Raw genomic sequence first — 12,380 nt, 5'->3', positions numbered from 1 at the left:
CCGTCCAGGTCGTCGCTCACGGCCACTCACCCCCGTCGTCGCTCCAGACGCCACCGGGGTTGGTCTCGTCGTCCGAGGCCGTTCGGCCGCCCGGAGTTTCGCCGTCGGTCGCCGCGACCGGTTCGCCCCCGTCAGGCTGTGCGTCCTCGGTCGTATCCCGGTTTTCGGGACGTTTCTTTGCGGTCATCGGACCTTTCGTCTCCCCGGAGTTCTCGTAGGTCTTGCCGACGCTGTTCTTCTGGGTGAACCCCGGCAGCGGGATGGTCGTCGCGTCCTCGATCCCCTTCTCGACCAGCGAGCCGGTCGGACAGACCGTGACGCAGTGGCCACAGGAGACGCAGGTGGAGTCCTCCATCGTCTCGGCGTCGTTCTGGAAACCGATGCGAGTGTCCTGACCGGACCCCTCCATCCGGAGGACGCCCTCGACCTGCACGTCGTTGCACGCCTCGACGCAGCGGTTACAGAGGATGCACTTGTTGCGGTCGATCTGAATGAACGACGAGGAGTCGTCGATCGGTTCGTACTCGTCGCGGTCGTCCAGCACGCCGTACCGCGGCTCCTCGACCTCCTGCTCGATGGCGGCGTCCTGCAGTTCGCAGCGGCCGTTCTTCCCGCAGGTCGTACACCGCAGGTTGTGGTCCGAGAGGACCAGGTCCAGGTTCACGTCGCGCGCCTCCGCCGCGGCGCTGGCGTCGGTGCTGATCGTCATCCCGTCCTCTGCCGGGAAGCTACAGGCCGGGACGACGCCGTGCTCGTCGGTCTCGACCATGCAGGTCCGGCACTCGCTCCGCGGGCCGATCTCCTGCCGGTCGTAGTTACACAGCGCGGGCACGTAGTCGTCAGTCTCGACGGCCTCGACGGCGTCGATCAGCGTGTCGCCCGCGTCGAGCGACACCTCGATCCCGTCGACCGTCACGACGGCCGCTTCGTCGCCCCCGATCTCCGGGTCGTCCGCTGTCCCCGGTGCGATCCCCTCCGTCAGCGGCGGTACGTCCGCCCCGTCAGTGTGTTCCGAACTCATGGTGTCACCTCCTCCGCCGCGTCGAGACAGCTCCCCGCCGGGCACTGCCCGCGGGCGTGTGCCTCGAACTCCGATTCGAACGCCTGCATCGCGGTGCGAGCCGGCCGGCCGGCGTCGACGCCGAACGTACAGATACTCGACGACTCCATCACGCCGACCAGCTCCGCGATCCCCTCCGGGTCGTAGCTCCGGTCGTACACGGCCCGGAGCTTGTTCGCCAGCTGGGCCGTCCCCTCGCGGCAGGGGACACAGCGCCCGCAGTTCTCGTCGGCCGCGAACTGCGCGCGCTTCCCGACGAACTCGACGAGGCAGCGGTCCTCGGCGAGCAGTTCGACGACCCCCTCCGTGCCGAGGCCCGCCTCGGCGAGGGCGTCGGGCGAGAGCGCCGCGTCGAGCGATCGCGTGATCCCGCCGAACCGCCCGCCGACGCAGGCGGCCTTGACCTCGCCGTCGACGTCGACGGCGTCGGCCGCGTCGCCGAGCGTCGCAGTCTCGGGCAGTTCGACCGTCGCGGGCGCGGCCACGTCGCCGCGTACCGTGACCGCACGCGTGCCCGCGGAGCCGCCCTCGCGGAGCGCGACCGCGAGGTGGGCCAGCGTCCGCGGCGTGTGGACCAGCGTCGGCCGGCCGTGCAGCCCCGTCTCGTCGGGTCCGGGGGGCCGGAGCCGGGCTTCGAGCCGGTGGTTCCCCTCGATCGCTTCGAGCGCCATCGTCGGCTCGGCCGCCCGGTACTCCGGCGGCCCGGCGACCACGTCGACCGCGGGCGACGGCTCCGGGTAGTTCGCGGCGGCCTCGCGGACGGTCTCGACCGCGCGCTCGTCCGCGCTCGATGCGTATACGACGACCTGATCGCTCCCGACGGCGTCGGCCGTTGCCCGCGCGCCGTCGAGCACCTCGAACGGCGCGCTGGCGAGCAGGAGCGCGTCGACCGGGTTGCCGTGGCCGTTGACGACCACGCTCGGGTCGCCGTCCGCCTCGCGGGCGGTCTCCCACGCCGCCGCGACCGGCGTGTCCTGACACCAGTCCCCCCAGCCCCTGCCGTGGAGGTCCGAGGCGGCGTCGCGAGCGGCTTCCGGGTCGGTCTCGGCGAACCCGCCGGCGGCCTCGTGGTCCGCGGGGTGCGTCGGCCGTCGCCACCCGCACGCGCCGAGCGTCCGCCGCTGGTCACCGTCCAGCCCCGGCAGGCCGAGCGACGGGAGCGTCGCCCGGTCGGCGTCGTGTTCGACGACCGCGTCGGCGTCGTCGGCGACGTCGGCCGAGTCGTCGGTGAGTCGGGTGACGACCGCCTCGACACGCTCGGGCGTGCAGTTCGTGTGGACGGCCGTCGCTCCGTCCCGTGTCGCCAGCACGAGCGGCTCGACCGCCGGGACGCCGGTCGACCCGACCGCCGCGACCGTTGTGTCCGTGTTCGGTACGGTCTCACGTAGCGCCTCCGTCGGACCGCTGTCGGCGATCCGAACGACCGGGGTCTCTCCCGTTATGGTGTGTGTCATCTACTACCGTGTCCGTGTTGGACAACCCATTCCACATAATAAATTCCGGTGGTCGCGGCAGACCCGTGGCGTCGAGCCGTAACCGATTCCGGTTAGAACGCGTGGGTCGGCTGTAATTTCAACCCGACCTCCGGTTCGACGAACCGAACGCAGGGTTCTGCCGGGCTCCGGTCCGTGTCGCGCGCGAACGGATGGCGGGCCGCGAATTATCATGAGGAATACGTATCGGTATATATCGTACGTACCGCGTACGATCGCTCTATACCGGCGGGTAGCGGGTCGTACACCTCATATAAGACTACTTTATCTACTGCAACCCCGTCCCAGTTGATGACGCCCGACTCAGCGCGTCCGGTCGACTCGGTATCACGGCGGAAACTCCTGCTGGCGTCCGGTTCGGCGGCGGCGGTCGGACTCGCCGGCTGTACGAGCAGCAGCGACGACGGGAACAGCACCGACGGCGACGGTGGCGGCGGTGGCGGGAACGGGAACAGCGGTGGCGGCGGGTCATCGAACGTCCAGCCGCTGACGGCCGACGGCTCCTCGACGGTGTACCCGATCACGAGCCGCGGCGGCTCGCTATGGAACGGGAACGCCCCGGCTGACGACGGCGAGTACTGGGGCAGTACCGAGGAGAACACGGTCCCCGGATGGGAGGAGATCCAGACCGACAAGAACATGGCCGACTACTGGGCGGGCCTGTATGGCTTCGAGCCCAGCGGCGAGGAAGGGACGCCGCCGTTCTTCGTCAGCGTCGGCCTCAACCACACCGGCGTCGGCCTGAACAAGCTGGAGAACGGCCAGGTCGACATCGGCGACGCGTCCGCGCCCGTCTCAGCCGAGTTCCCGGACCGCAGCGAGTCCGAACTGGAGCCGTTCACGGACCACGTCGTCGGCGTCGACGCCCAGCCGATCGTCGTCTCCCGCGAGATCTACGACGCCGGCGTCACCGAACTGACGCTGACGGAAGTGCAGGACATCTACCAGGGTCGGATCACCAACTGGTCCGAACTGGGCGGTCCGAACCGCGAGATCCAGGCGGTCGGCCGCGCCGAGGGCTCCGGAACGGACACCTCGTTCCGCGCGAACGTCCTCGGTGACCCCGACGCGAGCATGTCGGGCACCGACGTCCGCCGCGGGCAGAACCAGCAGGTCCAGACGCTGGTCGCAAACTCCAACAACGCGATCGCGTACATCGCGCTCGCCTTCCTCCAGCCCGACGGCGCGGTGCCGCCGGTCTCCCTGACGATCGAGGGCACGACGTACACCTACGGCGAGAACCTCGGAACGCTCGACTACCCGCTCTCGCGCGCGCTGCACTGCTACACGTGGGATGGAACCTCCGACAAGGAGGCCGCGTTCATCAACATGCTCCTCAGCAAGTACGGGCAGGCGATGTTCGTCGAGACGGCGGACTACCTCCCACTGGAGGAGGAGTTCCGGCAGGAGCAGATCGACAAGCTCCCTGACCCGTCGAACTGACCCGGGCGAATCGCCCGCCGACGCACCGTTTTTCGAACGGACTGAACCACTGACAGATGTCAAATACGACATTAGTATCCGACACGAACGAGGGCGTGAACGCCGGGGCCGGGCTGACGCTCGCGGCGGGAGTAGGGTGCCTCGTCGCGACCTTCGTCGGCTTCGTCACGGGTGCCGAGCTAACGGCCGTGCCGGCGATCGGGTTTCTGGCCGTGACCGCGTATGGGTGGTACGAACATCAGGCTGCAACGGCGCGGGGCCTGACGCTTCTGGCGACCGTCTCGACGGTACTGATACTCTCGCTTATCACGTTCTACCTCTTCGCCGAGGCGTTCCCGGTCTTCCGGGCGATGGGGATCCGGATCGTCGCCTTCGACGACCCGCTGACGCTGTTCGGCGTGACGCTGATCCCGCCCGTCGAGTCGTACTGGGACACGAGCGCACACGTCTACTCGCTGACGCCGATGATCTGGGGAACGCTGACCACGACGCTGATCGCGATGTGCGTGGCCGCCCCGCTCGGCATCGCCGGCGCGCTGTTCATCAGTGAGATCGCGCCGGACGCCGTCCGGGAGGTCGTCAAGCCCGCGATCGAGATCCTGGCGGGTATCCCCTCCATCGTCTACGGCTACCTCGGCTTCGTGACGCTGAACAGCTACATGATGCAGAACCTCGGGCTGCCGTCGTTCGGGAGCCTGTTCCTGGTCGGGCTGATGATCGGGCTGATGGCGCTGCCGACGGTCGTCTCCGTCGCCGAGGACGCGCTGTCGACCGTCCCCGACCCGATGAAGGACGGGTCGCTGGCGATGGGCGTCACCGACTGGCAGACGATGAAAAGCATCACCATCCCCGCCGGCTTCTCCGGCGTGTCGGCCGCGGTGCTGCTCGGGGTCGGCCGGGCCATCGGCGAGACGATGGCCGCGACGGTGATCATCGGCCACAATCAGGAACTGCCCGAACCGCTGTACAACGTCTTTGGCAACACGGAGACGCTGACGAGCCTCATCGCCAGCCAGTACGGCAACGCCGACGGCACGCACCTGCAGGCGCTGTTCGCTGCCGGGGTGGTGCTGTTCATCACCGTGCTCGTCATCAGCATCGCCTCCCAGCGGATCGAGGAGCGCATGGAGCGGAAGCTCCGGGGTGAACGATGAGCGACCGGCAGGCACACGCGACGCCGCTTGCCTCCTCCGGGACCACCACGCTGGAACGGATTTCGGGGGTGGTCGCCGGTCTCGGCGTCGTCTGCGTGGCGCTCACCGCGACCACCTGGCTGCGCGAGACGACCGAAGCGCAGTCGTTCGCCGGAGTCGCCTTCTTCGACTGGCTCGCCGTGCTGTCGGCGGCGGTCGGGCTGGGCGTCGTCGCGGTCGGCGTCGGCTCCTGGACCGGCGCGTTCGAGACGACACCCGACGAGCGCGCCGGGACGCTGACCGGCGTCGGCTTCGGCCTGATCGCCTTCGTCGCCGCCGGACTGGTCGTCTCGCAGACGCTCGGGTTCGGCGCGACGTGGCAGTGGGGCGGCGCAGCGCTGTTCGCCGCCCTCGTGGTCGGGGGCGCGGTCGTCGTCGCGCCCGAGGACCTCGGGACGGCGATACCGGTCGGCATCCTCGGCGTCGGCGTCGCCTGGGTCATCGCCAGCGGGACGATAGACGCGGCCTGGACGTGGTCGCCGGTCGGGTTCGACGTGACGTTCCCCGGCTACCTCGTCGCGCCGGGACTGGTCGGGATAACCGGCCTCGTCGGTGCCTGGGCGTCGGCCCGGGCGTACGACGGGTTCGGGAGCCGCGGCCGGCAGACCGGGGCGTTCGTGCTCATCGGGCTCTGTGCCGCGCTGATGCTCGCGATCCTCGGCATCCTCATCGCCTTCATCGTCCGGCAGGGGTTCGAGCCCGCGACCCGCGGGTTCGAGGTGGGCATCGGCCCGGCGACGATCCCGATCCTGAGCGACCTGTACCCCTTCGCCGACGAGGTGTTCATCCCCTTCATCGACGTGGACTGGCCGTTCGTCGAGAACGGCTACTCGTTCCGACCGGACGTGATAAACGGCGTGTTCCCGGCCGTGATGGGGACGTTCTACGTGGTCGCGGGCGCGGTGGTCCTCGGCGTACCGCTGGCCGTCGCCGCGGCCGTCTTCCTCACGGAGTACGCCGAGCAGGGCCGGTTCGTCCAGGTCGTCGAGGTGGCGACCAACGGGCTGTGGTCGACGCCGAGCGTCGTGTTCGGCCTGTTCGGCTACGCCTTCCTCGTCCCGCGACTCGGCAACCAGTTCTCGCTGCTGGCGGGGATGATCACGCTCGGGTTCATGCTCATCCCGCTGGTGCTCATCACCAGTCGAGAGGCGATCCTGGCGGTCCCCGACGAGTACCGCGACGCCAGCGCCGCGCTCGGCGTCAGCCAGTGGGAGACGATAAAGAGCGTCGTCCTGCCCGCGGCGATGCCGGGCGTGATGACCGGCGTCATCCTCGGCGTCGGCCGGATCGCCGGCGAGACGGCACCGATCCTGCTGGTGATGGCCGGCGGCCTGCGCGACCCGGCCCCGGACGTGCTCGGGTCGTTCCAGTTCTCGGCGTCGCCGCCGTTCGTCACCAATCCCGAACTGCTTCAGGCTGCGCCGAACCTCCCCTACCAGCTCTACGCCGCCATCACGGCGGGCGTGACCGGCGAGAACGCGCAGGCGTTCGGCTGGGCGACGGCCTTCGTCCTGCTGCTCGTCGTCCTGTCGTTCTACGCGGTCGGCATCGGCACGCGGATCTACTTCCGGAGGCAACTACAGCAATGAGTCAGAACGTATCACCCACGAAGCGGACGCAGGAGGACAGCACGACGACCGGCGAGACCGAGGAGGCGGTCCGCGAGGAGTGGCGCGAGTACGAGTTCGAGGGCGAGCCACAGCTCTCGGTCTCCGACCTCGACGTGTATTACGGCGACGATCACGCGCTCCAGAGCGTTTCGATGGACATCCCCGAGGAGAGCGTCACCGCGCTCATCGGGCCGTCCGGCTGCGGGAAGTCGACGTTCCTGCGGTGTCTCAACCGGATGAACGACCGGATCAAGACGGCGAGCGTCGACGGCTCGGTCGAGCTCGACGGCGAGGAGATCTACCAGTCGGGCATCAACCTCGTCGAGCTGCGCAAGCGCGTCGGCATGGTGTTTCAGGCGCCGAACCCGTTCCCGAAGTCGATCCGCGACAACGTCTCCTACGGCCCGCGCAAGCACGGCGAGATCGACCGCGGTCTCGTCGCGCGCCTGCTGGGCGAGGACGACAGGGAACTGGAAGAGCAGATCGTCGAGGACTCACTCCGCCGCGCCGCGCTGTGGGACGAGGTCAAGGACCGGCTCGACGACAACGCAGTCGGCCTCTCCGGCGGGCAGCAGCAGCGGCTCTGCATCGCCCGCTGTCTCGCGACCGACCCCGAGGTCATCCTGATGGACGAGCCGGCGTCGGCGCTTGACCCCATCGCGACCGCGAAGATCGAGGACCTCATCGAGGACCTGGCCGAGGAGTACACCGTCGTCGTCGTCACCCACAACATGCAGCAGGCGTCGCGCATCTCCGACCAGACCGCCGTGTTCCTCACCGGCGGCCAGCTGGTCGAGTACGGCGACACCGACCAGATATTCGAGGACCCGCGGAGCCAGCGCGTCGAGGACTACATCACCGGCAAGTTCGGGTGAGCCGATGACGCCACACAGCGCGCCGGCACCTCGCCGGCACGGGGTGGTCGCGCCGTGACCAGTTCCACCGACGAGTCGCCGGTCACGCGAAAGGTCCAGCTCGCCGGCAGTTCGACGTTCACCGTGTCGCTCCCGAAGGAGTGGGCGACGGCTCACGGGCTGGAGACGGGGCGGGAGGTGAACCTCTACCCGAGCGACGACGGGTCGCTCGTCGTCCGCGTCGGGCCGCGGGAGGAGGACGGCGGCGAGCGCGTCGTCCCCGGGGACGACCTGTCCCCGACGAACCTGACCCGGACGGTCCGGCAACTGTACGCCGCGGGCGAGGACCGCTTCCGGGTCGTCGCGGACGAGACCGACGAACTCGACGCCGACCAGTGCCGGGCGCTGACGGACGCCGGCACGGACCTGACCGGGCTGGAGGTCGACGACAGATCGACCGACGAGGTCGGGTTCCGGAACGTCCTCAACCCGTCGAAGGTGTCGCTCTCCCAGACCGTGCTGAACCTCCAGCACGTCGCCCTGTCGATGCACCGGGACGCGGTCCGGGCGGTGACCGACGCGGACGCCGACCTCGCCACCGCCGTCCTGGACGGCCCCGGCGTGGACCGGCAGTTCCTGCTCGTCGCCCGGCAGTTCGAGCGCGCGCTGGACGGGTTCGACCGCCCGGACGCCAGCGAGGGCCCCCGGCCGGTCGCGTTCGACCACTACGCCGCCGCGAACCACCTGCGGCGCGTGGCGGACAACGCCGAGCGGATCGCCAGGGTCGCGTTCGATCTGGACGACCCGATCGACGACGACACCGCGGCGACGCTCGACGACCGGGCGCGGACGGCCGAACGGCTCGTCGAGGACGCCGTCGGCATCGCAGTCGACGAGGACCCGTCGGCGGACCGGCAGCGGGCGTACGAGGTGCTCGCCGAACACGACCGGTTCGAGGGAGCCGTCGACCCGCTGGCCGACGCCGACAGGAGCGACAACCCGGCCGCGGTCGCACTCGTCTCCGAGACGCTCCTGCGGACGGCGGCGGCCGGGAGCGCGCTCGCGGAGCGGGCCGTCCGCGCGGCTGCCCGGAGCGACTGACCGACCCCTTTTAGTCCGCCAGTTCGGCGGGCACCGTCCCGCGTAGCTCCCGGGCAGCGGCGGCCACGTCGTCGGCGACGACCGTCGCGCGTCGCCGCAGGCGCTCATAGCGGTCGCGCGCGCTGCCGGCCGCGCGATTCCGTTCCTCGAACGGCCGGGTCTCCACGACCACGAGGCGGTCGGCGTCGGCGACGGCGTCGAGGACCGCACGGTTCCCGGACGTCACCACCAGGTCCGCGAGCACCGTCACGTCCGCCGCCGCGACGCGGTCGCGGACCGTCTCGACCGTTCCGTCGTCGACGGGGGCGTGTGGCGGCGTCGTCACCACGTCGACGCCCTGCGACCGGGCGGTCTCGGCGGCGGCGTCGCCCTCGGGGAGCGGCCCGACGGTCCGGTCGAACCCCGCCGCACCGAGCGCGTCCACGGCGCGCGCGCCGGCCTCGCCGCCGCCGACGACGTGGACCGTCGCGTCGGTGCTGGGGCGGTCAGGGAGCGCAGTAACGGAGAGGCTCCCCGTCGCGCCGTCCCGCGAGACGACGGCGTTCGCGTCGAACGCGTCGGCGAGGTTCGCCTCGGAGACGACCTCGGCCGGCGGGCCGGCCGCGAGGACGCCGCCGTCCGACAGCATGACGAGTTCGTCGCAGTAGCGCGCCGCGAGGTCGAGGTCGTGGATGGCGGCGACGGCGGTCTTCCCGTCCGCGACCAGGTCCGCGACCAGTTCCAGGGTCTCCACCTGGTGGTTCACGTCGAGGCTGGCGGTCGGTTCGTCGAGCAGGAGCGCCGGCGCGTCCTGAGCGAGCGCGCGGGCCAGCAGGACGCGCTGGCGCTCGCCGCCGCTGACCGCGCCGACCGACCGGTCCGCGAAGCGGGCGACGCCGGCCCGCTCCATCGCGTCGGCGACGGCCTCGCGGTCGCGTTCCGAGGGGCCGCCGAACCGCGATCGGTGGGGATGGCGGCCCATCCCCACGACGGTCTCCACGTCGAAGTCGAAGGCGAGGTGGGTTTCCTGCGGAACGACCGCGACCCGGCGGCTGGCGGCCTTCGACGGGAGGTCGCCGACAGCGTCGCCGCCGATCCGGACCTCGCCCGCGTCGGGGGCGAGCGCGCCGCTCATCGTCCGGAGGAGCGTGGTCTTGCCCGCGCCGTTCGGCCCGACGAGCCCGACGAAGGAGCCGCGGTCGACGGTCGCGTCGACGCCGGAGAGGACCTCCGCCCCGCCGAGCGAGACGGCGACCCCATCGACCTCGATCACAACGCGGTCACCTCCCGGCGGCGGAGCAGGAAGAGGAAGAAGGGCGCGCCCAGCGCCGCGGTGACGATGCCGACCGGCACCTCGGCCGGGCCGGAGCGGGCGAGGGTGTCGGTGGCGACGAGGAAGGACGCCCCGGCGAGCGCGCTCGTCGGGAGCAGGATGCGGTGGTCCGGGCCGACGACCAGCCGCATCATGTGGGGGACGATGAGCCCGACGAAGCCGACGACGCCGGCGACGGCGACCGACGCGGCGGTGACGACGCTCGCCAGCGCGAGCAGCAGGCGCTTCGTGCGCTCGACCTCGACGCCGAGGTGGGTGGCGTCGGTCTCCCCGAGCAGGAGGACGTTGAGGTCCCGCGCGAAGGCGAGCAGGACGAGGAAGCCGAGCAGGGCGACGGGCAGGGCGAACTCGACCTCGCCCCACGTCGACGCGCGCAGGTTGCCCATCAGCCAGTACACCGCCTCGCGGAGCTGTTCGCCGCTCATGACGAGCAGGTAGGAGATGACCGCGCCGAGGAACGTCTGGACCGCGACGCCGGCGAGCAGCAGCGTCGCCACCGGCGTGCGCCCGCCCTCGGTGGCGATGGCGTACACGAGGAAGGCGGTCGCCAGCGCGCCGGAGAACGCCGCGGTGCGGGGACCGACGGGGAGAACGCCGGGCACGGCGATGGCGGCGACCGCGCCGACGGCCGCGCCCGAGGAGACGCCGATGATCGACGGGTCGGCCATCGGGTTCCGGAAGAAGCCCTGCATCACCGTGCCGGCCGCGCCGAGCGCGAAGCCGACGACCGCGCCGAGGGCGATCCGCGGCAGCCGCAACTGGCCGACGATCCGCTGGGACGTCTCGGGCACCGCGAACGAGAACGGGTGGACGTAGCTCACGTCGAGTCCCGGCACCGGGACCGACACCGGCAGGACGGGGAGGGCGGCCCACGAGACTGTCACGCCGAGCGAGGCGGGCACGGCTATCGCATTCGCCGCCGCCTTCGCCACGACGACGTGGTCGAGCGGCACCGGCCCGATAGCGGCGCTCACCACCACGACAACCCCGAGTAGCGCGGTGAGGGCGGCGGTCCAGACGGCCGTCCGAGCGCCGGTTCGCATACTGCACAATCTGAGTTGGGTTAGGTAAATATTTATTGACTCCGTCGGGAAGGGTTGCACGATGGCACGAGACGGAGTTCGATCGATGGTCGCACTGCTAGTCGTCGCGGCAAGCGTCGTCGCCCTCGCCACGCCGGCGGCCGCCGGCGCGGCGGTTGCCGCGCCGACGGGGACCGACGCGCCCGCGAGCGTCGACGGTGCCGCGGCCGCACAGGAGGACTGTTCGTTCCCAGTCACGCTGACCGACGCGAAGGGACACGAGATCACGCTGGAGGAACGGCCCGAGTCGGTCGTGACGCTCCAGCCCAGCGCCGCCCAGACGATGTGGGAGATCGGCGCACAGGGGCAGGTGACCGGCCTGCCGATCAGCCAGTACACCGACTACCTCGAGGGCCGCGAGGGCAAGACCGACATCAGCCAGGACGACGGCGTCTCCGTCAGCATCGAGACGACCGTCGCCACGCAGGCGGACCTCGTCCTCGCGCCCAACAGCACGCGCGACTCGACGATCAGCCAGCTCCGCGAGGTCGGGATGCCGGTGTACGAGTTCCGCATGGCGGAGTCGATCGAGGACATCTACGAGAAGACCAACACCACCGGTCGCCTCACCGGTAACTGCGAGGGCGCGGCCGAGGCGGTGAGCGAGATGCGGACCGACATCGAAGTCGTGCAGGCGGCCGTCAGCGGCGAGGAGCGCGGCACGGTGTACTACCAGATGACCGGCGGCTTCACCGCTGGCGAGGGGACGTTCATCAACCGCATCATCGAACTCGGCGGCGGCGAGAACATCGCCGTCGGGGCCAACGTCACCGGCTACGACCAGCTCTCGAACGAGATCATCGTCGCGCAGGACCCCGAGTGGATACTCGTTCAGGAGCAGTACGGACTCCAGGGGACCGAGGCGCTGTCCGAGACGACCGCGGTGCAGGAAGACCAGATCATCGAGGTGAACGCCAACTACCTCAACCAGCCGGGACCGCGCGTCGTGATCCCGATCAGTCAGGTCGCGCAGTCGATCCACCCCGAGGCGTACGCCGAGGCGAACGCGAGCGTCCGCGGCGACGCCGGGATGGAGTCCGGCACGACGGCCGCCGACGGCGGGTCGGACGGCGAGTCGGATAGCGACTCCGGCGGCGACGGCGACGACACCACCGAAAGCTCGGACAGCGGCGGCCAGCCCGGCATGGGCATCGGGGCCGCCGTCGCCGCACTGGTAGCGACGCTCGCCCTGCTGGCCCGTCGCTGACTGGAAAGGTTGTTAACCGGGGCGG

Annotated in this window: 9 protein-coding genes and 1 pseudogene; 6 read left to right on the top strand and 4 right to left on the bottom strand. The window is 70.5% G+C overall.

Annotated elements, in window-relative coordinates:
* Positions 1 to 16: 16 nt before the first annotated feature.
* Complete coding sequence (locus D8896_RS18095) at positions 17 to 1,021, bottom strand: 2Fe-2S iron-sulfur cluster-binding protein (RefSeq protein WP_205596885.1); 1,005 nt, start codon at positions 1,019 to 1,021, stop codon at positions 17 to 19.
* A complete protein-coding gene (locus D8896_RS18090; RefSeq protein WP_121823512.1) occupies positions 1,018 to 2,514 on the bottom strand; it encodes an NADH-ubiquinone oxidoreductase-F iron-sulfur binding region domain-containing protein in 1,497 nt (498 codons plus the stop codon). Before D8896_RS18090 ends, D8896_RS18095 begins: the two co-directional genes overlap by 4 nt.
* Positions 2,515 to 2,844: 330 nt before the next feature.
* On the opposite strand from D8896_RS18090, the gene D8896_RS18085 reads away from it, so the two are divergent.
* The 5 genes from D8896_RS18085 to D8896_RS18065 are packed head-to-tail and all read left to right on the top strand — an operon-like array spanning position 2,845 to position 8,754.
* On the top strand, positions 2,845 to 3,996 hold the full coding sequence (locus D8896_RS18085; RefSeq protein WP_121823511.1) for a PstS family phosphate ABC transporter substrate-binding protein: 1,152 nt from the start codon (positions 2,845 to 2,847) through the stop codon (positions 3,994 to 3,996).
* Between the two features lie 56 nt (positions 3,997 to 4,052).
* Positions 4,053 to 5,150, top strand: coding sequence for a phosphate ABC transporter permease subunit PstC (gene pstC, locus D8896_RS18080; RefSeq protein ID WP_121823510.1), 1,098 nt, complete (start codon positions 4,053 to 4,055; stop codon positions 5,148 to 5,150).
* Positions 5,147 to 6,778 (top strand): phosphate ABC transporter permease PstA, encoded by a 1,632-nt coding sequence (pstA, locus tag D8896_RS18075; RefSeq protein WP_121823509.1) that lies wholly within the window; start codon positions 5,147 to 5,149, stop codon positions 6,776 to 6,778. The genes pstC and pstA overlap by 4 nt, the downstream gene beginning before the upstream one ends.
* Positions 6,775 to 7,674 (top strand): phosphate ABC transporter ATP-binding protein PstB, encoded by a 900-nt coding sequence (pstB, locus tag D8896_RS18070; protein WP_121823508.1) that lies wholly within the window; start codon positions 6,775 to 6,777, stop codon positions 7,672 to 7,674. Before pstA ends, pstB begins: the two co-directional genes overlap by 4 nt.
* Before the next feature lie 54 nt (positions 7,675 to 7,728).
* Positions 7,729 to 8,754 (top strand): phosphate signaling complex PhoU family protein, encoded by a 1,026-nt coding sequence (locus D8896_RS18065; protein WP_121823507.1) that lies wholly within the window; start codon positions 7,729 to 7,731, stop codon positions 8,752 to 8,754.
* Between the two features lie 10 nt (positions 8,755 to 8,764).
* Here the strand turns inward: D8896_RS18065 and D8896_RS18060 are convergent.
* Both D8896_RS18060 and btuC read right to left on the bottom strand, forming a co-directional pair.
* Positions 8,765 to 9,910 (bottom strand): annotated as a pseudogene (locus D8896_RS18060) (ATP-binding cassette domain-containing protein); the annotation flags it as partial.
* A gap of 92 nt (positions 9,911 to 10,002) precedes the next feature.
* A complete protein-coding gene (gene btuC / locus D8896_RS18055; RefSeq protein WP_121823505.1) occupies positions 10,003 to 11,109 on the bottom strand; it encodes a vitamin B12 ABC transporter permease BtuC in 1,107 nt (368 codons plus the stop codon).
* A 61-nt stretch (positions 11,110 to 11,170) separates the two neighbouring features.
* Between btuC and D8896_RS18050 the strand changes: the two genes are divergently transcribed.
* Positions 11,171 to 12,355, top strand: coding sequence for a PGF-CTERM-anchored ABC transporter substrate-binding protein (locus tag D8896_RS18050; RefSeq protein WP_121823504.1), 1,185 nt, complete (start codon positions 11,171 to 11,173; stop codon positions 12,353 to 12,355).
* Positions 12,356 to 12,380 lie beyond the last annotated feature (25 nt).

The sequence above is a fragment of the Halostella salina genome (assembly GCF_003675855.1).
Classification (GTDB): Archaea; Halobacteriota; Halobacteria; order Halobacteriales; family Natronoarchaeaceae; genus Halostella; species Halostella salina.
Note: the sequence above shows the minus strand (reverse complement) of the source record. Positions and strands in the feature narration are given on the sequence as shown.

Bases quoted from the DNA above. Each gene is read 5' to 3' on its own strand.
- D8896_RS18095 (WP_205596885.1), bottom strand. From the start codon at position 1,021: ATGAGTTCGGAACACACTGACGGGGCGGACGTACCGCCGCTGACGGAG.
- D8896_RS18090 (WP_121823512.1), bottom strand. From the start codon at position 2,514: ATGACACACACCATAACGGGAGAGACCCCGGTCGTTCGGATCGCCGAC.
- D8896_RS18085 (WP_121823511.1), top strand. From the start codon at position 2,845: ATGACGCCCGACTCAGCGCGTCCGGTCGACTCGGTATCACGGCGGAAA.
- pstC (WP_121823510.1), top strand. From the start codon at position 4,053: ATGTCAAATACGACATTAGTATCCGACACGAACGAGGGCGTGAACGCC.
- pstA (WP_121823509.1), top strand. From the start codon at position 5,147: ATGAGCGACCGGCAGGCACACGCGACGCCGCTTGCCTCCTCCGGGACC.
- pstB (WP_121823508.1), top strand. From the start codon at position 6,775: ATGAGTCAGAACGTATCACCCACGAAGCGGACGCAGGAGGACAGCACG.
- btuC (WP_121823505.1), bottom strand. From the start codon at position 11,109: ATGCGAACCGGCGCTCGGACGGCCGTCTGGACCGCCGCCCTCACCGCG.
- D8896_RS18050 (WP_121823504.1), top strand. From the start codon at position 11,171: ATGGCACGAGACGGAGTTCGATCGATGGTCGCACTGCTAGTCGTCGCG.